This window comes from Streptomyces sp. S4.7 (assembly GCF_010384365.1).
Classification (GTDB): Bacteria; Actinomycetota; Actinomycetes; order Streptomycetales; family Streptomycetaceae; genus Streptomyces.
In genome coordinates this window covers 7748633-7768466 of record NZ_CP048397.1, presented here as the reverse complement: position 1 = coordinate 7768466, position 19834 = coordinate 7748633, and the positions used below count along the sequence as shown (strand labels likewise).

Sequence of the window (19834 nt, the reverse complement as noted above, 5' to 3'; positions counted from 1 at the left end):
AACAGGGCATATGAATCGTCATAATGGGAAATCATCTGCCGGAATTCCGCGCTGCCGCGCGCCGTATCGACCGCCGTCAGTTCGTCACCCGCGCCGGCGCCGCGGCCGTGCTCGCCTTCGCGGCGAACATGCCGTCCGCCGGCGCGGCGACCGCCCGCCGGCTCAACCCCATGGCCATCAGCGAGAACCCGTTCACACTGGGCGTCGCCTCGGGCGACCCGCAGCCCGGCACGGCCCTGCTCTGGACCCGGCTGGCGCCCGAGCCGTACACGGCGGACAGCGGCCTGCCGGCCGAGCGGGTCGAGGTGGAGTGGGAAGTCGCCCACGACGAACTCTTCGCCGTACTCGTCAAGAGCGGCACCGCGACCGCCCACCCCGAGTTCCACCACAGCGTGCGCGTCGAGGTCGCGGGCCTGGCGGCCGACCGTGTCTACTACTACCGCTTCCGGGCCGGCACCTGGATCAGCCCGGTCGGCCGCACCCGCACCGCCCCGCTCGCCGCGTCCCGGATCACCGAGCTGAAATTCGCCACGCTCTCCTGCCAGGCCTACTACCACGGCTACTTCACCGCGTACAGGCACCTGGCCGCCGAGGACCTCGACGTCGTCGTCCACCTCGGCGACTACCTGTACGAGTACGCCGTGACAGCGGTCGGCGGCGCCCGCAACTACACCGACCGCAGACTCCCCGCGCACTACAACCGCGAGACCGTCACGTTGCAGGACTACCGGCTGCGTTACGGCCTCTACAAGTCCGACCCGGACCTGATGGCCGCGCACGCCGCGCACCCGTTCGTCGTGACGTGGGACGACCACGAGACCGAGAACAACTACGCGGACGAGACGCCCGAGAACGACGTGCCGCCGGAGGAGTTCCTGCTCCGCAGGGCCGCCGCCTACCGCGCGTACTGGGAGAACCAGCCGCTGCGCACCCCGCAGCAGCCCACCGGCCCCGACATGCGGCTCTACCGCCGCCTCCACTTCGGACAGCTCGCCCAGTTCGACATCCTCGACACCCGCCAGTACCGCTCCAACCAGGTGCAGGGCGCCAACTGGCAGGTCCCGGGGCCGGAGTCCGAGGACCCGACGCGCACCATGACCGGCGAGACGCAGGAGCGCTGGCTGCTCGACGGCTGGCAGAGCTCGGACGCCACCTGGAACCTGCTGGCCCAGCAGGTGACGTTCGCCCAGCGCCGCGACGTGCCCCGCGCGGACTTCAAACTGTCGATGGACCAGTGGGACGGCTACCCGGCCTCCCGCACACGCGTCCTGAACGGCGCGAAGGCGGCCGGTCTCGACAACCTGATGGTGCTCACCGGCGACGTGCACGTCGGCTACGGCTTCGACCTGAAGGAGGACTTCGACGACGCCAACTCCCGTGTCGTGGGCACGGAGATCGCCACGACATCGGTGAGCAGCGACATGGACGGCGCCGAGAAGCCGTCCAACTGGTCCAACCTCACCTCCGCCAACCCGCACATGAAGTACTACAACGGGCGCCGGGGTTACACCACGTTCACACTCGCCGAGGACCGGGCGACGGTCACCTTCAATACACTCACCGCCGTGACGAAACCGGGCTCCGCACTCACCGAAGCGGCGTCATTCGTCACGGAAGCGGGTAGTCCGGGACTGAAGCCCGCATGACCGGGCGGAGCCCGCTGAGGCCAGGATCGAGCTGAGGACTTGAGAACACCGAGCACGGCGGTCCGAGGGGCCGCCAGGACACCGCGAATGATCAACAGACCGGCCACACCGGATAGTTGCTGTGGCAGACTGTCCACCATGGCTGCGGCGGGGCTCGGGGGTACGGAATGAGCGAGCCACGGTCGGCTCCGACGATCGGTCAGATCGTGCTCAGCAGACAGCTGTTGGCGCTGCGTGAGAAGGCGGGGCTCACCCGGGACCAGGCAGGTCAGCTGCTGCGGGTCACGGCCGCCACCGTACGCCGGATGGAGATGGCCGAGGTCGCCCTCAAGGTCCCGTATCTGCAGATTCTTCTTCCCGCCTACGACGTCCCCGGCGACGAGATCGACGTCTTCCTCCGGCTGGCCGACGAGGCCAACAAGCCCGGCTGGTGGCAGCGGTTCCACGACGTGCTCCCCGACTGGTTCAGCGGCTACGTCAGCCTCGAAGAGGCCGCGGTGACCATCCGGTGCTACGAACCGCACTTCGTGCCGGGGCTGCTCCAGACCGAGGAGTACGCGCGGCAGATCCTCACCAGGGGCGCCCTGGGACAGCAGATGTCCGACCCGACGCGGATCGACCGCCAGGTCGCGCTGCGTCTGGAGCGCCAGTCGCTGCTGACCAGCACCGACGCACCCGTCTTCTGGGCCGTGCTGGACGAGACGGTGCTGCGCCGCCACGTCGGGTCGCCGGACGTGATGCGCGCGCAGGTCGACCGGCTGCTCGAAGCGAGCGAACTGCCGAACGTGACGTTGCAGATCGCCGAGTTCGCCGCCGGCCACCACCCCGGCACGTACAGCCCCTTCGTGCTGTTCCGCTTCGGCATCCCCGAGGTGCGGGACATGGTCTACATCGAGTATCTGACCGGCGCGCTGTATCTCGACGAGGACAGCGAGGTCTCCGAACACATGGAGGCCATGGACCGGATGGTGGCCCACGCGGAGTCCGCGAGCCGTACGAGGCAGCTGCTGTCCGACTTCCGCGCCACGCTGTGACCGCCGGGCCCGGCGGTCACACCCGCCGGGCCGGTACTCCCCGTTCCCGCCACCCCCTCTTCGGATCAGAGAGCCAACGGAGCACCGCATGAACGCAGGTACACCCAAGTCCCAGGTCGACACGAGCAAGCCCCACCCGGCACGGGTGTACGACTGGCTTCTGGGCGGCAAGGACAACTACCCCGTCGACCGGGCCGTCGGGGAGCAGCTGCCCGACCTGGGCAAGCGCAGCGCCAGGCAGAACCGCGCCTTCATGCACCGCGCGTCCGCGTGGCTGGCCGGCCAGGGCGTCGACCAGTTCCTCGACATCGGCACCGGCATCCCGACCGCGCCGAACCTCCACCAGATAGTCCAGGAGATCAACCCGAAGGCGCGGGTCGTCTACACGGACAACGACCCCATCGTCCTGCGGCACGCCGAGGCGCTGCTGTTCAGCAGCGCGGAGGGCGCGACCGACTACATCGAGGCGGATGTACGCGAGCCCAAGGCGATCCTCGACCACGCGCGGAGGCACCTGGACTTCGACCGGCCGGTGGCGGTCTCCCTCATCGCGCTGATGCACTTCATCCCGGACAGCGACGGTCCGTACGACATCACCCGCACCCTCCTCGACGCGCTCGCGCCCGGCAGTCATCTGGTGCTGTCGCACGGCACCTTCGACTTCCACAAGGAGCTGGAGGCCCAGATCACCGGGACCTACGGCAAGGGCGGTATCGAGCTGCGGTTCCGTACCCGGGACGAGGTCGCGCGGTTCTTCGACGGCCTCGATCTCGTCGAGCCCGGACTCGTCACCGGACCCGAGTGGTACAAGGACACGGCCGCTCCCGAGCCCGAGGAGAACGCCGTCTACGCGGGAGTCGCCCGCGTCTCCTGAGGGCAGGAACGCGCGTTCCCGGTGCGCCCGGCCACGCCGGAGGGCGAGGATCGCCCGGCGGGGTGACGATGGGTGGTGGTGCCTATCGCGGGAGGAGGCCCCCATGGCCTACCCGGAACGCTATGAGCTGGTGTTCGAGGAACCGGCACCGGCGGACCCGGCCGGGCCGCCGGTGCCACGGGAGGACGTCGAACGGGACGTGGTGACGGTACGGCGTACCGCGAAGGCCGGAGCGGGCGGATTTCCCGTCTACGAGGACGACACCGGCATCGTGCGCGCGGAGATCAGCGACCGGGGCGAGGTACGGATGCTGGCCAGCGGGGGCCAGCAGGCGCCCAGCACCCCGGTGACGGCGCGGTCGCTCGGCTCGTGACGGAGCTGTCCGCGCCTCCTCGGTGAGGGGCGGGGACGGCGGGGGTCAAAGGGGCGTGCGCAGGCCGGAGAGACCGTCGCGCCAGGCGGGGAGCAGCTTGTCGGCGAGGCGCGCCTCCAGTACGCCGGTGGCGTCGACGCCGAAGGCCACGTCCCCCTCCAGCCATGGCTCGTCCTCCAGCAGTCCGCCGACGACCTCGTGGCGGACGAGCTGTTCGTGGGACGCGTCGTCCGCCACATGGGTGGTGTAGAAGTGCACGGCCGCCTCTCCCGCCTCCGTGCGGCGCATGGCCTCCGCCAGTCTGCGGGACGTGGGCGATGAGACCATCTCGGCGGCGGCGAAGTGGCCCACCAGGGCGCCGCGCAGCGCGCGGTGCAGACCGAACATCGACATGAGGTTCACGCTCGCCAGCATCTCCCCCGCCGCCGCGTCGACGTACCGGCCGTACGCCGTGTCCAGCCCGAGGTCCGTCATGAGGCCCGCGAAGAGCCGAGAATGCATCCGGTCCGCCCGGCCGGCGCCGAACTCGTCGAACTCGACGGCGGCCATCGCCGCCTTGGCCCTGCCGCGCAGCCGTGGGATCACCCAGGCGTGCGGGTCGGCCTCCTTGAGGTGGTAGACGGAACGCTGGGCGGCGTACTCGCGCAGGTGCCACAGCTCTCCCTCGTCCTTGAGGTAATGGGACGTGCTCGTGCCGTCCGGCGGTTCGACGAGGAGGTCGGCGAGTGCCTCGTCGATGTCGGTGCGGCGTTTGGTGTCCGCCCGCAGCGCGTCGAGGAAGCGGCGTTCGAGATCGGCGCGGACGGCGAGCAGCGCGGGGTCCCACTCCCAGGCGGGGTCGACGCCGCAGAATCCGCGGTAGTGCAGTTCGTAGCAGAGGTAGAGCGCGAGGTGCAGGTCCTCGCCGTACGGGTCGGCGGCGTCCGTCGCGGCGCTCGGCGGAAGGGGGGTCCTGGAACCGGGGCGGCCACGCAGGGCACGTACGACTCCGTAGCTGAGATCGCCACGGCCCGTCGGCAGAGCTGGCCCGGTCGGCCGGACGTCGGCGTTCACCACTGAGTTCACTCCTTGACCTGATCGAACTGATCAGCGTGCTCGGTTCGATCATTCTCGCCGGTATGCCCCGGTTTTCCTCTTTCGTGTCGACCTGGCCGGTAACGGTGGCCGGACCCTGGGTAACGTCCGGCGGTGCCTCGCGACCGCCCCACGGGGCCCGCCGTCTCCGGCCGGCGGCGCGGCCCGCCCGCTTGGCGCAGTCGTGGCACCGGGGTGCCGCCGTTCGGGTGATCGGACCCGTCGGTTGGGGACCGGTCCGCTCACGCTCGGGGCCGCCGGCCGGGGGTCAGCGCGCCGGCAGCGCGTCCAGCCACCGTGTCAGCAGACCGTTGACCTCCTCCGCGCGCTCCTGCTGCACCCAGTGGCCGCAGCCTTCGAGGATGTGCGAGGAGACCAGGCCGGGCAGGGTGCTGGGGAAGTTCCGTACGGCCTCGGACATCCACGCGAGGGAGGCGTCGAGGCCACCGCCGATGAAGAGGGAGGGCTGGGTGAGCGGGGCGCCGTCCCAGGCGGCCAGGTCCTCCCAGTCCCGGTCGACGTTGCGGTAGCGGTTGAGCGCTCCGGTCGTCCCGGTCCGCTCGAACTCGCCCGCGTAGTGGTCGAGATCGGCCTCCGAGAGCCAGGCGGGCAGCCGGCCGGCGGGGAACCGGTCGCGGAGTCTGCCGCCGGGCGCCACGAAGAAGAGGCTGCCCTCGCCTTCCGGCGGCATCGTGTCGCCGGAGATCCCCGCGTAGAACCCGGCGAGCCATCCCCGGACGTCGGGTTCGATCTCCGCCTCGGCGCGGCCGGGGGTCTGGAAGTAGCTGACGTAGAACTCCTCGTCGCCGCCGATCCGCGCGAACGCCTCGGTGGGGCGGGGGCCGCCGCGCGGCGCGTACGGGACGCTGAGGAGCGCCGCCGCGGTGAAGACGTCGGGGCGCAGCAGCGCCGATCCGGCGGCGATGTTCGATCCCCAGTCGTGGCCGACGATCGTCGCGGTCTCCTCGCCGAGGGCGTGGACGACTCCGACGTTGTCGGCGACATGGGCGAGCATCCGGTAGTCCTCCACGGCCGGCGGTTTCGAGGAACGGCCGTAGCCGCGTACGTCGACGGCCACCGCGCGATATCCGGCGGCGGCGAGCGCGGGGAGCTGGTGGCGCCAGGAGTACCAGGACTCCGGGAAGCCGTGGACCATCAGGACGAGGGGGCCGGTGCCCTGTTCCACGAGGTGGACACGGCCTCCGGGGACGTCCACCAGACGGTGCCCGGCGCCGGGCGGGGTGACGGTGGGCGCTGCCGCGGACGGCGTGGTGGGCTCCGGCATGTGGTCCTCCTCGGTGATCGTTTCCGCTCACCATCATTCGGCGGCCGCCGCGCCCCGGCCAAGGGAACTTGCCGGGTCGGCAAATCGCCGCGGGGGGCGGGGGTCGTGTCCGCCCCGATGCCCGAGCCAGGGAGCGGATGGCCCCCTGGGTAAGGTGCGTTTCCATGTCGGATCGACGGGCCAATTCCACGGACGCGACCCCTTCCCCCGAGCCCCCGCCCGGCCCCGGGCCCGCCGTGGGGACGGATCTCCATCTGGAGCTGGGCGGGCGGGGATCGCGCCGTGAGCAGTTGATGCTCGCCCTGCGGGAAGCCATCACGTCGGGCCGGCTGTCGCCCGGCACGAGGCTGCCCCCGTACCGCACGCTCGCCGTGGACCTGGGCCTCGCACGCAACACCGTCGGCGAGGCGTACGCCGAACTCGTCGCCGAGGGCTGGCTCACCGCACGCCAGGGTTCCGGCACCCGCGTCGCGCCGCGCGCCACGCCGCTGCCCGTCGCGAAGGACCGTGCCCGCCGGTCCGCGCCGCCGGCGCCGCGGCCGGCGTACGACTTCATGCCGACCTCGCCGGACGCCTCCGCGTTCCCCCGGTCCGCCTGGCTGACCTCCGCCCGCCGGGCGCTCAACAGCGCGCCGAGCGACGCGCTCGGCGTGGGCGACCCCCGGGGCCGTGTCGAACTGCGCACGGCGCTCACCGAGTACCTGGCACGCGCCAGGGGCGTACGCACCGCGCCCCACCGGATCGTCGTCTGCGCCGGCTTCGCCCACGCGCTGAGCATCCTCGGCGAGGTGCTCGACGGCACGGTCGCCGTCGAGTCGTACGGGCTCGCCTTCCACCGTTCACTGCTGACCGGCGCGGGGCTGCGCACCGTGCCGCTGACCGTGGACTCGGACGGTGGGCGGACCCTAGAGCTGGGTTCCCTCGACGCCGGCGCCGTACTGCTCACGCCCGCCCACCAGTTCCCGACCGGGGGTCCGCTGTCGGCGCGGCGGCGGACGGCCGCCGTCGACTGGGCGCGCGCCTTCGGGGCGGTGGTGCTGGAGGACGACTACGACGGCGAGTTCCGTTACGACCGGGAGCCGGTCGGCGCCGTGCAGGGGCTCGACCCCGACCGGGTGATCTATCTGGGCTCCACCAGCAAGAGCCTCTCCCCCGCCCTTCGACTGGGCTGGCTGGTCCTGCCCGACGGGCTCGTGGACGACGTGCTCGCCGTGAAGGGCGTCCGCGAGCTGTGGACCGGGGTCTTCGACCAGCTCACCCTCGCCGACCTCATCTCCCGCGGCGCGTACGACCGGCACGTGCGTGTCATGCGGCGCACGTACCGGCGGCGGCGCGACCGGCTCGTCGCCGTCCTGGCCGAGCGGGCGCCGCACATCGCGGTCAGCGGCATCGCGGCCGGGCTGCACGCGGTGCTCGACCTGCCGCCCGGCACCGAGCAGGACACCGTGCGCGCGGCCGGGCGCCAGGGCCTCGCGCTGGCGGGGCTCGGTGCCTTCCGGCACCCGGAGAGCACGATGCCACCGCGCGACGGGCTGGTGATCGGCTTCGGCGCCCCGCCCGATCACGCGTTCGACGGCGCGCTCCAGGCCCTGTGCGCGGCCCTGCCGCCCGCCGGGGAACCGTCCCTCGCCCCCGCGAAGTGACACCACATGGCGCAACCACTGCCCGGTTGCTATGGTCGGTCGCATGACCGCAATGACGCTCCGTATCCCGGACGAGATCAACGCATCGATCAAAGCGGGGGCGGCAGCGGCCGGTCTGTCCCTGAACGCCTACATCGTGCGAGCCGCTCAGCGGCAGGCCGTGCTCGACTCCGCCCGCCGGCTCGCGTCGCTCGGACTCGGCGAGGATCTGGGCGGCGAGGGCGACGCCCTGTGAAACGCGGTGAGATCTGGACGCTCGGCGACGGGCGAAACGTCCTGATCGTCTCGCTGGACGGTCTGGAGGAGGCGTACGGGGCGGTCCTGACCGTCGTACTGCACGACGCCGGGCGCTATCCCGACACCGCGATGTCCGTGGTGATCGACCACCCGCTGCCTTCCACGGCCGTCGCGGTCAACCTCCAGCAGCTGAGGGTCACACGCTTCGACGGTGCGAAACCGCTCGGTCCGGTCGACACTGCGGTGATGGACCGCATCAGCCAGGCACTGCGCGCGGTGCTCGACCTCTGATCCCCGGGCTGTCGATCGACGGCCGGTGAGCCCTTCACCAGGGCTCACCGGCTGTCGGGCGCTACGCCTGGGCAGTCAGCCGGAAGGTCTGGTCGGCCGCCTCGGTGCAGGGCTGCTGTGTGAGCGTGGCGCCGTTCACCGTGCCGGCGCCCACGGTCAGGCACTTGTTGCTGTGTCTGGCGGCGAACCGGTAGCGGTCGGTGGCGCCGATCCGCTGCGGCTGCCACTGCTGGTTGGTGGCGCCGGTGTAGCTCCACAGATGGGCGCGTGCGCCGTCCGCGGTGGCGGTGACACCTCCGTCGATGTCCCACACCTTGTTCGCGTGCCGGTTGACGACCTGGTAGTAGCCGTTGCCGGTGGGTCTGAACTGCCAGGTCTGGTTGTTGGCCGCGGGGGCCGAGCAGGACCACTGCTGGAGTCCGGTACCGTCCGCCGTACCCCAGCCGGTCGCGTCGAGGCAGGCGCTGCTGCCGGTGTTGACGACCTGGTACCAGGTGGCCGGGTCAATGGTGCCGTTGCCCGGGTTGCCGCTGTCCGCGCCGGTCCATACGAGGGTGGCGACGGCACCCGCCGGCAGCGTGTACGTGGCCGAGCGTCCGGCGTCCGTGATCGAAACGGTCCTGGCCGCGCTCGCGCCGTTGACGACGTACGCCGCCTTGCTGCCGTCCGGGTTCTGCCAGACGACGTTCTGTACGCCGCCCGCGCCCTGGCTGGTGGAGCCGATGCGGGTGGCTCCGGGCTTGACGAACTTGGTCAGATGGCCCAGCACGTAGTACTCGGCGTTGCGCGTGACCGTGCTGCCGTTGATCTCGACCACGCCGTTGCAGCGGGTGGTGCAGTGGCCCTGGTGGGGGCCGCCGTTCTGGTTCAGGGCGAGGTTCCACATGATCGTGGTCTCGCCGCCGTTGCGCATGTTGGCCACTACGAGGTTCTCGGCATGCCACTTCAGCGTGTCGGCGAAGGTGTTGGCCGGGTTGTCGCTGTCCGTGCCCGAACACTCGGTGAAGAAGACCCGCTTGCCGGCCTGCCTGATCTGCGACTGGCTGGTGGGCTGGCCGCCGTAGCAGTGGAACGCCGCGCCGATCACGCGGTTCATGCCCGGCGTCTCGGAGAAGACCTGGAGCGGGTAGTTCGGGTGGTCCCAGTTGTGGTCGTAGGCGAGGAGGTTGGTGGGCAGGTTCGCCGCCGTCAGAGTGCGGTCGAGCACCTTGAAGAACGCGGCCTGCTCGGAGGCGGTCATGCTCATCGACGGGTAACTGGTCGCGAACTCGGGCTCGTTCTGCACGGTGAGGTCGGTGAGCTTGAGTCCCTGCTGCTGGTAGCCCTGGATGGCCTTCACCAGATAGTCGGCGTAGTTCTGGTAACGGTCGGTGCGCAGACTGCCGCCGTTGAGGCTGTTGTTCGTCTTCATCCACGCGGGCGGCGTCCAGGGGCTGCCCATGAAGCGGATGGCGGGGTTGACCGACACGGCCTGCTTGAGGACCGGGATGATCGTCTCGTGGTCACGGCCGAGGTTGAAGTCGCCCCGGTTGTCCTCGTAGGTGTAGGCGGCGCCCTGGTTGAAGTCGGTGCCGCCCAGCGGCTGGCGCAGGTAGTTGATGCCGATGCCGTCGCCCTGGGAGGAGAACAGCGAGGTCATCAGCGCGTTCTTCTGGGCGGCCGGGAGCTGGTTGATCAGATGGCCGGCCGCGCCGGTGACCGAGGCACCCGCGCCGGTGAACTGCTGTTCGCGCTGGGCCGGGTTGACGTTGATGTCGATGGCCTGCGGAGAGGAGTTGAAGGTGATCTGGTCCGCCGAGGCCAGTTTGCGGCTCCCGTCGGCCGTGGAGATCCACACCTGGGCGGTGGGATCGGCGGCCTGCGCGGTCCCGGACGCGGTGAGTCCGAGACTTCCGCCCAGCGTGAGCACGCTGAGCGCGACGACGGCTCTGCGAACGACGTTTCTGTGCAGGGTTCTTTGCATACGTGGGGGCTCCTGCCGGTTCGTGTGCCGAACGAATCGCCTGCGGCCCGGGGTGTCCCGCGCCGTGGCCGGGGTGGCGCATCGGCGACATGAAAGCACGCTTACTAAGTACTTAGTAAGTCGTCGTGCCGAACTTGTTCCGGACGGGACTCCCACCCGCACTCCGGGGCCTGGACGGTGATCCGGACAGCCGTAGACTGCGCCCGGTGAGCAACAGACGAGCGGGGGAACGGGGCGCCGCCGCGGCCGGGCCCGCCCAGCCGCGTACGCCGCGCAGTCCGGGGGCGCGGCAGCGGCGCGAGGAGATCCTGCGTATCGCCATGGAGACGTTCGCGGCGCGCGGCTACAACAACGCGTCGCTGGCGGAGATCGCCGACCGCGCGGGCCTCACCCAGGCGGGGGTGCTGCACTACTTCCGCTCCAAGGAACTGCTTCTCACCAGCGTCCTCGAACTGCGCGACCAGACCGACATAGAACAGATCGGCCCCGACCGCCCCCGCGGTCTCGCCTTCCTGCGCCATCTGATCGACACCACGCGCCGCAACGCCGAGCGTGAGGGCATCGTGCGGCTGTACGCGGTGCTCTCGGCGGAGAGCGTCACCGACAGGCACCCCGCGCAGGACTACTTCCGCAACCGGTACACCGGGCTGCGGGCCTTCGTGGTGGACGCGCTGCGCGAGGCGGCCGAACTGGGCGAGGCCCGCGAGGACCTGGACGTCGAGAACGTGGCGAACGCGATCATCGCGGTGATGGACGGACTCCAGGTGCAGTGGCTGCTGTCGCCCGAGTCGGTGGACATGGCCGCGTCGACCGAGCGAGTGGTGTCGTCGTTGCTGGCGTCCATCGCGCCCGCCGAGGACTGACGGCCGGCCCGGCTCTCATGAGGGGCGCGTCGCCCGCCGCTTGGCCCGGATCAGGCCGGCCGCCCACTCGCACCACTCCTGTGTGTCGGCCTCGTAGCGGATGCCGCGACGGCAGGTGAGGTAGGGCCCGAGGTGGCCCGTGGTCCGTACGAACTCCTCCTCGTCACGGCCCGACAGGATCGAGGTCTCCGTACGGCGGAGCGCGGCCAGCTTCCGCCCGGCCTCCTCCGCGCGGCGCCCGAGGTGCCCGAGCAGCGCGTCGGGCTCGACCACGTCGGCGCACTGCACCGCCACGGTCAGCTCGTCGCGCAAATTCGTCGGCCGCAGCGGCCCGGCCGCGAAGTCGACCAGCGCCCGGGTGCCGGTGTCGGTGAGTGCGTACAGCCGCTTGTTCGGCCGTGACTCCTGCACCACCTCGGTGGCCCGGACAAGCCCCTCGCCGTGCAGCCGGGTGAGCTCCGCGTAGAGCTGCTGGGGCCGGGAGTGCCAGAAGTTGGCCACTCCGACATCGAAGCGCTTGGTGAGTTCGTAGCCACTGGCCTCGCCCTGGATCAGGGCTGCCAGCACGGCGTGCCGCAGAGACATGGCGTCACCCTATCCGGGCGGTCCCGGACTTTCCGAAGCGTGATTACTCATCTACCTTATTAGTCATGAATCTGACCACAAGGGTGGGGAGTCTCGTCGCTGTCGGCGACAGCCTCAGCGAGGGAGTCGGCGATCCGTACCGGGGCGGCACGCTCAGGGGCTGGATCCACTACCTGACGACGGAGCCCGTGCGGCGCCCCGACGACATCGCCGAACCGGCTCCGGAGCCGGCCCTCGTCGCGAATCTGGCGCGCAGCGGCGCCACCGTCGCCACGCTGCGCGGGGATCAGCTGGAGCGCGCCGTCGCGCTCACGCCCGCATACATCACGTGCGTGATCGGGGTCAACGATGTGATCGCCGGCCGCTTCGACATCGCGCGCTTCGAGGAGGACTACGCCCATGTGCTGGCCGAGTTGAGTGCGGCGGCGACCGTCGGTGTGCTGACGATGACGCTGCACGACGTCGCTGCCGCGCTGCCCGTGCCGAGGGCGAAACGGGCCGAGTTGCGGCGGCGGACCGCCGAGGCGAACGAGGTGATCGAGCGGGTCTCGCGACGCCACGGGGCCTGGATGATCGACGCGCGCGCGGCGGCCCGTGCGGACAGGGCCGGGATCGTCTGCGTGGACCGGCTGCATCCCAACCGGCGGGGCCACCGTTATCTCGCCGCACTCGCCGGTGATGTCCTGCGGGCACGCGGCGGCGCCGTGCCGGGGCCGGGGACGGCCCTTCCCGACGCGGACCCGTTGCGCGAGCGGATCGCCTCCGGCGCGCGCCACACGCTCTGGGTCGTCCGGCATTTCGTACGGCCCCTGGTTAGGACACTGTTCACTGCCCGGAGGGCCGGGCGCGTACGTGCATCCGCTCCCCCTGCTGACCGAAGATACTGAGGAACTCCACCGCTTCCGTGCCCGCGTTGGCCCAGCCGTGCGGGGTACGGGTGTCGAACTCCGCGGCCTCCCCCGCGCCCAGCACCAGGTCGTGCTCGCCCAGACGCAGCCGGAGCCTCCCGGCCAGTACGTAGAGCCATTCGTAGCCCTCGTGCACCCGCTGCTCCAGCTCGCCGGTCTGTTGCCGCCCGGCGGGCATGATCTGTTTGTACGCGTGCAGACCGCCGAGATGGCGGGTCAGGGGCACGATGGTCATGCCGTGCCGCTGATAGGAGCGCATGTGCACGCGGGGGTCGCCGGTCGCCGGCGCGTCCACCAGTTCGTCGAGCGGCACACCGTACGCCTTGGCGAGCGGCAGGAGCAGCTCCAGGGTCGGTTTGCGTCCACCCGACTCCAGCCGGGACAGGGTGCTCACCGAGATCCCGGTCGACTCGCTCAGCTCGGCCAGGGTCGTACCGCGGTCGCGGCGCAGGGCCCGCAGCCGCGGTCCCACACCGTTCAGAACGGTCGAGAGGTCGTCGTCAGCCATCCCTCCATTTGCCGCCTCGGCAAGAAGGTTTGTCAAACCGCGAGCCCCGGACCGAGCATCTCCGAAAAGACGAAGGAGACATATCAATGACCCACGATCAGAGCACGGCGGACGTCCGCACCGACGCGGATGCGGATGCGGATGCGGACAGCGGGACGGCCGGCGGCACCAACCAGGAGTTCTGGGACTCCCGTTACGGCGAGAGCGACCGGATCTGGAGCGGTGATCCGAACACGGTCCTGGTCAAAGAGGTCACCGGGCTGAAGCCCGGCCGGGCTCTGGACCTGGGCTGCGGCGAGGGGGCCGACAGCATCTGGCTGGCCGGCCAGGGGTGGCGGGTCACCGCCGTCGACATCTCCGCGGTCGCCCTCGCCAGGGCGGAGCGGCACGCAGCCACGGCGGACGCGGGCGTCGCCGGGCGTATCGACTGGCAGCGGCACGATCTGGCGGTCTCATTCCCCGCCGGGACGTTCGACCTGGTCTCGGCGCAGTTCCTGCACTCACCGGGCGACATGCCGCGCGAGCGGATTCTGCGCAACGCCGCGGCGGTCGTCGCTCCCGGCGGAGTGCTCCTGGTCGTCGGGCACGCCGGACTCCCGTCCTGGGAGCCCAACCCTCATCCCGAGGTGCACCTCCCGACGCCCGCCGAGGTCCTCGAGTCGCTCGAACTGCCCGACGGGGAGTGGGAGGTACTGCTCAGCGACGAGCACGAGCGGATCCAGACCAGGCCCGACGGGCAGCCGGGCACGCGGACGGACAACGCCCTGAAGCTCCGGCGCCGCGCCGTCTGACACACCGCGGGCGCCGCGGGCGCTCTCAGCCGCCGGGCGGGCTCGTCCCGGCCCGCCCGGTAGGCGGCCGACCGCCGGCCGGGACGGGGCCGGGGATGCCGGTGCCGCGGCGGACGCCCGTTCCAACGGGGGCTCCGGAGCCGGGCCCGGGGCCCGGCCGGGAGCCCGCACCGGCTCCGGTCCGGGCGCCGAGTCCGGCTCCGCGGGGGCCAGTTGTGCCGCGATGCCCTCCAGGAGCTTCGCGTACGCGGCACGCGTGGCGCCCTGCGGGTCGCTGCGGCCGGACTCCCATCCCGCGACCGTCGCACGCGTCACATCGAGCGCCGCGGCGACCTCGGCCTGTGTGAGGCCGTAGTCGCCGCGCAGCCTCGCCCGCTCCGCCGGTTCGGGCAGATGTGTACGGCGCGGGCCCGACTTGAGCAGGGCGTCGACGGGGTCGGGCTTCTTGGGCATCGGCACTGGCTCCTTCGCGCGTCAGCCCTGGTCGACGGTGGTGCGGTACGGCGGAGCCATGACGATCCGGTACATGAACCGGGTCGTAGCGCGCGTGGCCGGGTTCTACCGTCCCCCGGCCGCCGCGTCCCCCGGGGTGACGGCGGCCAGACTCCCGCTGCGGGTGAGTTTGGCGTACCAGTGGGCGCTGGCCTTGGGAGTGCGCCGCTGGGTCGCGTAGTCGACGTACACCGCGCCGAAGCGCCTGCTGTAGCCGTATCCCCACTCGTAGTTGTCGAGCAGCGACCACAGGAAGTAGCCCCGCACGTCGGCTCCCGACTCGATGGCGCTGTGCACGGCGGCGAGATGGTCGCGCAGGTAGTCGATCCGCTCGGGGTCGTGGACCTCGCCCTCGGGGTTGGCGTAGTCGTCGAACGCCGCGCCGTTCTCGGTGATCATCACCGGCAGTCCGGGGTGGTCGCGGCGCACCCGCATCAGCAGTTCGTACAGACCCTTGGGGTCGATCGTCCAGCCCATGGCGGTCCGGGGGCCGGGCGTCTGGTGGAAGGCCACGTTGTCGGCGCCCGGCCACGGGCTGTGGTCGCTCACACCGTGACCGTCCGACCGGTGGGCCGGCGGTCCCGAGTGGTGGGAGACGAGTGTCGGCGAGTAGTAGTTGACGCCGAGGAAGTCCAGCGGGCGGTTGATCAGCGCGGTGTCACCGTCCCGGACGAAGGACCAGTCCGTGAGGGTCGAGGTGTCCGCCATGACGTCCTCGGGGTACGCGCCCTCCAGCATCGGCCCGGTGAAGACGCGGTTGGCGAGCCCGTCGATCCGGCGGGCCGCGTCGAGATCCGCCTCGCTGTCGGTCAGGGGCCGTACATGGTGGAGGTTGAGTGTGACGGACACCCGCGCGTCCGCCGGGAGCCGGTCGCGCAGTGCCTGTACCGCGAGCCCGTGGCCGAGGTTGAGGTGGTGGGCGGCGCGCAGCGCGTCGACGGGGTCGGTGCGGCCGGGCGCGTGGACCCCGGAGCCGTAGCCCAGGAACGCGCTGCACCACGGCTCGTTGAGTGTCGTCCAGGTCTTGACCCGGTCGCCGAGCGCGTCGGCGACGAGGGCCGCGTACTCACCGAAGAGTTCGGCCGTACGCCGCTCGGGCCAGCCGCCCGCCTCCTCCAGGTGCTGCGGGAGGTCCCAGTGGTAGAGGGTGACGACCGGTTCGATGCCCTTGGCGAGCAGGTCGTCGGTGAGACGGCGGTAGAAGTCCAGGCCCTCCTGGGAGACGGGGCCGGTGCCGGTGGGCCGCACGCGCGGCCAGGAGACCGAGAAGCGGTACGCGCCGACGCCGAGGTCCGACATGATCGCGGTGTCCTCGCGCCAGCGGTGGTAGTGGTCGGCCGCGATGTCACCGGTGTCGCCGTTGCGGACCTTGCCGGGGGTACGGGAGTAGACGTCCCAGATGGAGGGGGTGCGGCCGGCTTCCCGTGCGGCGCCCTCGATCTGGTAGGCGGCGGTCGCGGTGCCCCAGAGGAACTCGGGCGGAAAGACTCGTACGGAGGGGGATGTGGCCACGAGGGTCCCTTTCAGGAGTTGAACTGTGTTCCGTGTGCTGTCTGTTGGGCCGCGCCGCCAGGTGTGGCGCGCGTGGGCGCAGAGGGACAGGAGGCAGGGCGGGGCGCGGGAGAACGAGGCGCGGGGGCGGGAGCCGGAGGGTCAGCCCTTGACCGCTCCCTGCATGATCCCGCCGACTATCTGACGGCCGAAGACGATGAACATCGCCAGCAGCGGCAGGGTGCCGAGCAGCGCGCCCGCCATGATCACGGACTGGTCGCGCACATAGCCCGCGCTGAGCTGGGTGAGGGCGACGGGCACCGTGGGGTTGGTCATGTCGAGCGCGATGAACGGCCAGAAGAAGTCGTTCCACGCGTGCACGAACGTGATCATGAACAGGACGGCCATCGGCGGCCGGGCTATCGGCAGCACGATGCTCCAGAAGATACGGAGCGAGTGCGCGCCGTCCAGGCGCCCCGCCTCGATGAGTTCGTCGGGCAGCGCCTCCTTGAGGTACTGCCGCATGAAGAACACCCCGACGGCGCTGACCAGGGTCGGGAAGATCACGGACGGGAGTGTCTGCCCCCAGCCGAGGTCGGCCATCATCATGAACAGCGGTACGACCCCGAGCTGCGGCGGCACCATCATCGTCCCGATGACCAGCAGCAGGAGGAGGTTCCGTCCCCTGAAGCGCAGTTTGGCGAAGGCGAAGCCGGCCAGGGTGGCGAAGAAGACCGTCGACAGCGCGATGGCACCGGCGACGATCAGGCTGTTGATCATCGCCTTGCCCATGGCCGCGTCCTGCCAGGCGATCCCGAGGTTCTTGAGGAGGTTGGGGCCCGGCAGGAAGGGCGGCGGGGTCTGCGACACACGGGTGTTGTCGGTGGACGCGGCGACCACCGTCCAGTACAGCGGAAAGAGGGAGACGAGCGCGGCGATACCGAGCAGGATGTAGGCGAGCGGTCCGGCGTGGTGCTGGCGGCCGGCGCCGGGACGCAGCGCGAGGCGCGTCCGGCGGCGGCCGGAGATCGCGGGGCCCTTGGGGGCCCCGTCGCGCGCGTCCGCCCGGACGGGTGCGGTGTCGATGGTCATGCGGCTGCTGCTCCCTGGTCAGGACGTGGCGGACGGCGTGGACTTGGCCTTCTTCGTGACCTTGGCGGCCCGTGCCGGCCGGCCCGCCTTGACGCGGGCGGCGACGCGCTGGAGGAGGAAGACGAGGACGAGGATGAGGAACATGGCCCAGGCGATCGTCGCGGCCCGGCCCATCTGGTAGTTCTTCCAGCCCTCTTCGTAGAGGAGCAGCCCCAGCGTCTGGTACTGGTTGTCGGCGCCCCCGCTGATCCCGTTCGGCCCCTGGCCGAAGATCAGCGGTTCACCGAAGAGCTGGGTCGCCCCGATCGTGGAGAGCACGATGGTGAAGACGATCGTGGCGCTGATGCCGGGGATGGTGACCTTGCGGAACTGCTGCCAGCGCGACGCGCCGTCGATGGCGGCCGCCTCGTACAGATCCCTCGGTATCGCCTGCATGGCCGCGAGATAGAGCAGGGCGTTGTAGCCGGTCCAGCGCCAGATGACGATGGCGGAGATGGCGAACTGGGCGGGCCATTTCTGGTTCTCCCAGTCGACGTTCTCGATCCCGAAGAAGCTCAGGCCCCAGTTGATCATGCCGAAGTCGCGCTCGAAGAGCATGGTGAAGACGAGTGCGGCGGCGGCGATGGAGGTGGCGTACGGGGTGAGGACGGCGACCCGGAAGAACGTGGAGCCACGGAGCCGGTAGTTGAGGAGATGGGCGAGTACCAGCGCCATCAGCAGCTGCGGGACCGTGGAGATGACACCGATGGTGAAGGTGTTGGTCAGCGCGTTCCAGAACCGCTCGTCGTCGATGAGCTCGGTGAAGTTGGCGAGTCCCCGCCACTCCATCATGTCCATCGTGGACAGCTCGACGCGGTGCAGCGAGATCCAGAAGGTGTAGATGAGCGGGTAGAGGCCGAAGGCCCCGAAGATCAGGAAGAACGGGGCGATGAAGGCGTACGGCACCGCTCGTACGTCCAGCCGGTGCAGGATGTTGCGTCGCGACTGGCCGGAGGCCGTGTCGCGGCCGTCGCCGCCCTTCCCGGTGGAGCCGTCCGGTGTCGGGGGCGGCTGCCCGTCTGTGCGGGCTGACGGGGTGGAGGTGGCCACGCGGGGCGTCCTTCCTTGGGGTCCGTGGGTTGCTGGTGTGCGGAGTGCTGGTGTGCGGATTGGTGGGGGGTGCCGGGGTTCCGGCGGGCGTCCCGGCGGCCGGGCCGGTCAGGTGCACCGGCCGCCGGGTCCTGCCCCACGGACTCAGCGCGTGAGCTTCTTGATGCGCTCGTCCGTCGTCTTCCACGCCTCGTCCGGGCTCTTGCCCTGCCCATCGATCAGCTGGAGGCCGGCCGAGAACGTGTCCTTGATCGTGCCGTCCTTGCGTCCGAGGACCTGCTCGTCCGGGATCTCCTTGGCCGCGTCACCGAAGATCTGGCCGATCGGCGCGTCGCTGAAGTACTCGGACTTGCCGTCGGCGACCTCGGGTATGTCCAGCGCGGTCTTGGAGGAGGGGAAGTTGCCGAGCTTCTCGAAGATGACGGCCTGCTGCTCCGGCGCGGTCAGCCATGCGATGAGGTCGGCGGCCTCCTTCTTCACCGGGCTGTTCTCCATCACACCGAGGAACGCGCCGCCCCAGTTGGCGCCCTTGGGTGCCCTGGCGACATCCCACTTGCCCTGGTTCGCGGGGCCGGCCTTCTCGCTGATGTGCGCGAGCATCCACGCGGGACAGACCGCCGTGGCGAAGGTGCCGTTGGCCAGCCCCGGGTCCCAGCCGGGCTGGAACTGCCGCAGCTTGGCTGTCAGTCCGGATTCGGCGGCGTCGGCGGCCAGCTTCCAGGCGTCCTTGACGACGGGGTTGTCGTTGTAGATGAGTTCGCCGTCCTTGTCGTAGAACTGCTTCTCATCGCCGTAGATCATCGCGTTGAACAGCCCGCTGGAGCTGTCCATGAAGGCGACCTTGTCCTTCTTGTTGCCTTCCTTGAAGTCCCGGCCGACGTCGACGTACTTGGCCCAGTCGCCCGCCCACAGCTTCTCCACCGCAGCGCGCTCGGTCGGCAGACCGGCCTGCTCGAACAGGTCCTTGCGGTAGCAGACCGCCATCGGGCCGATGTCCGTGCCCAGTCCGAGCAGCTTGCCGTCCTCGGTGGTGACCTGGCTCGACTTCCACGGCAGGAAGTGGTCGAGACCGGGTGTCTTGGACAGGTCGGCGAACTTGTCCGAGCGGGTGTCGACCAGCTCCTTGGCCCGGCCTATCTCTATGCCCTGGATGTCCTTGAGGCCGCTGCCCGCGGCCAGATGGGTCTGGAGCGCGGTGTAGTACGTCTGCTCGTCGCCTGCCACGTCGGCCTCGATGAGGATGTCGGGATTCTCCTCCATGTACCGGTCGAGGAGCCCCGACTCCTTGAACCCCATGACACCGAACAGCCCCATGCTGATGACGGTCTTGCCGTCCTTCGTCTTCGCCTCGCCCGTGTCACCGCCGCCTCCGCAGCCGGCGACGAGGACGAGGGACAGACCGGCCGCCGCGGCTGCGGCGAGCGTCGGAAAACGCTTCGGGGATCGGTTCCGGGAACGGTGCGGGAAGCGGGACGGGAGAGCGGAGAGGGTGGATCCGAAGCGATGACGGGCGGTGCCCATGTGCTTCCTCCTTGCGGGGCGCTCGACGCGCCGAAAGTGACTCACTGAACACACCGGACGCGGGCCCGGCATCC

General features: G+C 70.5%; 19 protein-coding genes and 1 pseudogene. 10 read left to right on the top strand and 10 right to left on the bottom strand.

Annotation, left to right across the window (positions count from 1 at the left end; genetic code table 11):
* The first annotated feature begins 23 nt into the window (after positions 1 to 23).
* The 4 genes from SSPS47_RS33870 (at position 24) to SSPS47_RS33855 (ending at position 3927) form a co-directional block, all read left to right on the top strand.
* Entirely contained in the window at positions 24 to 1646 is a 1623-nt protein-coding gene (locus SSPS47_RS33870; RefSeq protein ID WP_164254215.1) for an alkaline phosphatase D family protein, read from the top strand.
* 167 nt (positions 1647 to 1813) lie between these two features.
* Positions 1814 to 2680, top strand: coding sequence for a helix-turn-helix transcriptional regulator (locus tag SSPS47_RS33865; protein ID WP_164254214.1), 867 nt, complete (start codon positions 1814 to 1816; stop codon positions 2678 to 2680).
* Between the two features lie 88 nt (positions 2681 to 2768).
* Positions 2769 to 3554, top strand: a complete 786-nt coding sequence (locus SSPS47_RS33860; protein WP_164254213.1) for an SAM-dependent methyltransferase — start codon at positions 2769 to 2771, stop codon at positions 3552 to 3554.
* 103 nt (positions 3555 to 3657) lie between these two features.
* Positions 3658 to 3927, top strand: coding sequence for a DUF6296 family protein (locus SSPS47_RS33855; RefSeq protein WP_147877266.1), 270 nt, complete (start codon positions 3658 to 3660; stop codon positions 3925 to 3927).
* A 45-nt stretch (positions 3928 to 3972) separates the two neighbouring features.
* Here SSPS47_RS33855 and SSPS47_RS33850 read toward each other — a convergent pair whose 3' ends face one another.
* Together SSPS47_RS33850 and SSPS47_RS33845 are read right to left on the bottom strand one after the other, a co-directional pair.
* Complete coding sequence (locus SSPS47_RS33850; RefSeq protein WP_239065366.1) at positions 3973 to 4902, bottom strand: iron-containing redox enzyme family protein; 930 nt, start codon at positions 4900 to 4902, stop codon at positions 3973 to 3975.
* 367 nt (positions 4903 to 5269) lie between these two features.
* A complete protein-coding gene (locus tag SSPS47_RS33845; protein ID WP_164254212.1) occupies positions 5270 to 6286 on the bottom strand; it encodes an alpha/beta hydrolase in 1017 nt (338 codons plus the stop codon).
* 164 nt (positions 6287 to 6450) lie between these two features.
* On the opposite strand from SSPS47_RS33845, the gene SSPS47_RS33840 reads away from it, so the two are divergent.
* The 3 genes from SSPS47_RS33840 to SSPS47_RS33830 are packed head-to-tail and all read left to right on the top strand — an operon-like array spanning position 6451 to position 8457.
* Positions 6451 to 7929 carry a PLP-dependent aminotransferase family protein gene (locus tag SSPS47_RS33840; protein WP_164254211.1) on the top strand — a complete coding sequence of 493 codons (1479 nt, stop codon included), beginning with the start codon at positions 6451 to 6453 and terminating at the stop codon, positions 7927 to 7929.
* 43 nt (positions 7930 to 7972) lie between these two features.
* Positions 7973 to 8164, top strand: a complete 192-nt coding sequence (locus SSPS47_RS33835; protein WP_229701224.1) for a toxin-antitoxin system HicB family antitoxin — start codon at positions 7973 to 7975, stop codon at positions 8162 to 8164.
* Entirely contained in the window at positions 8161 to 8457 is a 297-nt protein-coding gene (locus SSPS47_RS33830) for a hypothetical protein (protein WP_078079049.1), read from the top strand. Before SSPS47_RS33835 ends, SSPS47_RS33830 begins: the two co-directional genes overlap by 4 nt.
* Before the next feature lie 61 nt (positions 8458 to 8518).
* Here SSPS47_RS33830 and SSPS47_RS33825 read toward each other — a convergent pair whose 3' ends face one another.
* The gene (locus tag SSPS47_RS33825; protein WP_164254210.1) at positions 8519 to 10420 is read right to left on the bottom strand and encodes an RICIN domain-containing protein; all 1902 of its coding nucleotides are present in this window, start codon (positions 10418 to 10420) and stop codon (positions 8519 to 8521) included.
* 305 nt (positions 10421 to 10725) lie between these two features.
* Between SSPS47_RS33825 and SSPS47_RS33820 the strand changes: the two genes are divergently transcribed.
* The gene (locus tag SSPS47_RS33820; protein ID WP_275405203.1) at positions 10726 to 11283 is read left to right on the top strand and encodes a TetR/AcrR family transcriptional regulator; all 558 of its coding nucleotides are present in this window, start codon (positions 10726 to 10728) and stop codon (positions 11281 to 11283) included.
* Positions 11284 to 11298: 15 nt separating this feature from the next.
* Here the strand turns inward: SSPS47_RS33820 and SSPS47_RS33815 are convergent, their stop codons facing one another.
* Positions 11299 to 11868, bottom strand: a complete 570-nt coding sequence (locus SSPS47_RS33815; RefSeq protein WP_164254209.1) for a PadR family transcriptional regulator — start codon at positions 11866 to 11868, stop codon at positions 11299 to 11301.
* Between the two features lie 65 nt (positions 11869 to 11933).
* On the opposite strand from SSPS47_RS33815, the gene SSPS47_RS33810 reads away from it, so the two are divergent.
* A complete protein-coding gene (locus SSPS47_RS33810) occupies positions 11934 to 12755 on the top strand; it encodes an SGNH/GDSL hydrolase family protein (RefSeq protein ID WP_164254208.1) in 822 nt (273 codons plus the stop codon).
* Here the strand turns inward: SSPS47_RS33810 and SSPS47_RS33805 are convergent.
* The gene (locus tag SSPS47_RS33805; protein WP_164254207.1) at positions 12694 to 13284 is read right to left on the bottom strand and encodes an XRE family transcriptional regulator; all 591 of its coding nucleotides are present in this window, start codon (positions 13282 to 13284) and stop codon (positions 12694 to 12696) included. The two genes, SSPS47_RS33810 and SSPS47_RS33805, sit on opposite strands and share 62 nt — an antisense overlap.
* 86 nt (positions 13285 to 13370) lie before the next feature.
* Between SSPS47_RS33805 and SSPS47_RS33800 the strand changes: the two genes are divergently transcribed.
* Positions 13371 to 14075, top strand: a complete 705-nt coding sequence (locus SSPS47_RS33800; RefSeq protein ID WP_164254206.1) for a class I SAM-dependent methyltransferase — start codon at positions 13371 to 13373, stop codon at positions 14073 to 14075.
* Between the two features lie 240 nt (positions 14076 to 14315).
* Here SSPS47_RS33800 and SSPS47_RS33795 read toward each other — a convergent pair.
* From SSPS47_RS33795 to SSPS47_RS33775, 5 genes and pseudogenes are all read right to left on the bottom strand, one after another.
* Positions 14316 to 14528 (bottom strand): annotated as a pseudogene (locus SSPS47_RS33795) (helix-turn-helix domain-containing protein); the annotation flags it as partial.
* Between the two features lie 105 nt (positions 14529 to 14633).
* A complete protein-coding gene (locus tag SSPS47_RS33790; RefSeq protein ID WP_239065178.1) occupies positions 14634 to 16079 on the bottom strand; it encodes a GH1 family beta-glucosidase in 1446 nt (481 codons plus the stop codon).
* Positions 16080 to 16220: 141 nt separating this feature from the next.
* A complete protein-coding gene (locus SSPS47_RS33785) occupies positions 16221 to 17150 on the bottom strand; it encodes a carbohydrate ABC transporter permease (RefSeq protein ID WP_164254205.1) in 930 nt (309 codons plus the stop codon).
* Positions 17151 to 17168: 18 nt separating this feature from the next.
* A complete protein-coding gene (locus tag SSPS47_RS33780) occupies positions 17169 to 18239 on the bottom strand; it encodes a sugar ABC transporter permease (protein WP_164254204.1) in 1071 nt (356 codons plus the stop codon).
* 144 nt (positions 18240 to 18383) lie between these two features.
* Positions 18384 to 19760, bottom strand: a complete 1377-nt coding sequence (locus tag SSPS47_RS33775) for an extracellular solute-binding protein (RefSeq protein ID WP_164254203.1) — start codon at positions 19758 to 19760, stop codon at positions 18384 to 18386.
* Positions 19761 to 19834 lie beyond the last annotated feature (74 nt).

What these genes read in the sequence shown, in the direction of transcription:
- SSPS47_RS33845 (WP_164254212.1), bottom strand. Translation starts at nt 6,286, where the DNA reads ATGCCGGAGCCCACCACGCCGTCCGCGGCAGCGCCCACCGTCACCCCG.
- SSPS47_RS33785 (WP_164254205.1), bottom strand. Translation starts at nt 17,150, where the DNA reads ATGACCATCGACACCGCACCCGTCCGGGCGGACGCGCGCGACGGGGCC.
- SSPS47_RS33810 (WP_164254208.1), top strand. Translation starts at nt 11,934, where the DNA reads ATGAATCTGACCACAAGGGTGGGGAGTCTCGTCGCTGTCGGCGACAGC.
- SSPS47_RS33805 (WP_164254207.1), bottom strand. Translation starts at nt 13,284, where the DNA reads ATGGCTGACGACGACCTCTCGACCGTTCTGAACGGTGTGGGACCGCGG.
- SSPS47_RS33870 (WP_164254215.1), top strand. Translation starts at nt 24, where the DNA reads ATGGGAAATCATCTGCCGGAATTCCGCGCTGCCGCGCGCCGTATCGAC.
- SSPS47_RS33860 (WP_164254213.1), top strand. Translation starts at nt 2,769, where the DNA reads ATGAACGCAGGTACACCCAAGTCCCAGGTCGACACGAGCAAGCCCCAC.
- SSPS47_RS33775 (WP_164254203.1), bottom strand. Translation starts at nt 19,760, where the DNA reads ATGGGCACCGCCCGTCATCGCTTCGGATCCACCCTCTCCGCTCTCCCG.
- SSPS47_RS33825 (WP_164254210.1), bottom strand. Translation starts at nt 10,420, where the DNA reads ATGCAAAGAACCCTGCACAGAAACGTCGTTCGCAGAGCCGTCGTCGCG.
- SSPS47_RS33835 (WP_229701224.1), top strand. Translation starts at nt 7,973, where the DNA reads ATGACCGCAATGACGCTCCGTATCCCGGACGAGATCAACGCATCGATC.
- SSPS47_RS33855 (WP_147877266.1), top strand. Translation starts at nt 3,658, where the DNA reads ATGGCCTACCCGGAACGCTATGAGCTGGTGTTCGAGGAACCGGCACCG.
- SSPS47_RS33865 (WP_164254214.1), top strand. Translation starts at nt 1,814, where the DNA reads ATGAGCGAGCCACGGTCGGCTCCGACGATCGGTCAGATCGTGCTCAGC.
- SSPS47_RS33800 (WP_164254206.1), top strand. Translation starts at nt 13,371, where the DNA reads ATGACCCACGATCAGAGCACGGCGGACGTCCGCACCGACGCGGATGCG.
- SSPS47_RS33815 (WP_164254209.1), bottom strand. Translation starts at nt 11,868, where the DNA reads ATGTCTCTGCGGCACGCCGTGCTGGCAGCCCTGATCCAGGGCGAGGCC.
- SSPS47_RS33840 (WP_164254211.1), top strand. Translation starts at nt 6,451, where the DNA reads ATGTCGGATCGACGGGCCAATTCCACGGACGCGACCCCTTCCCCCGAG.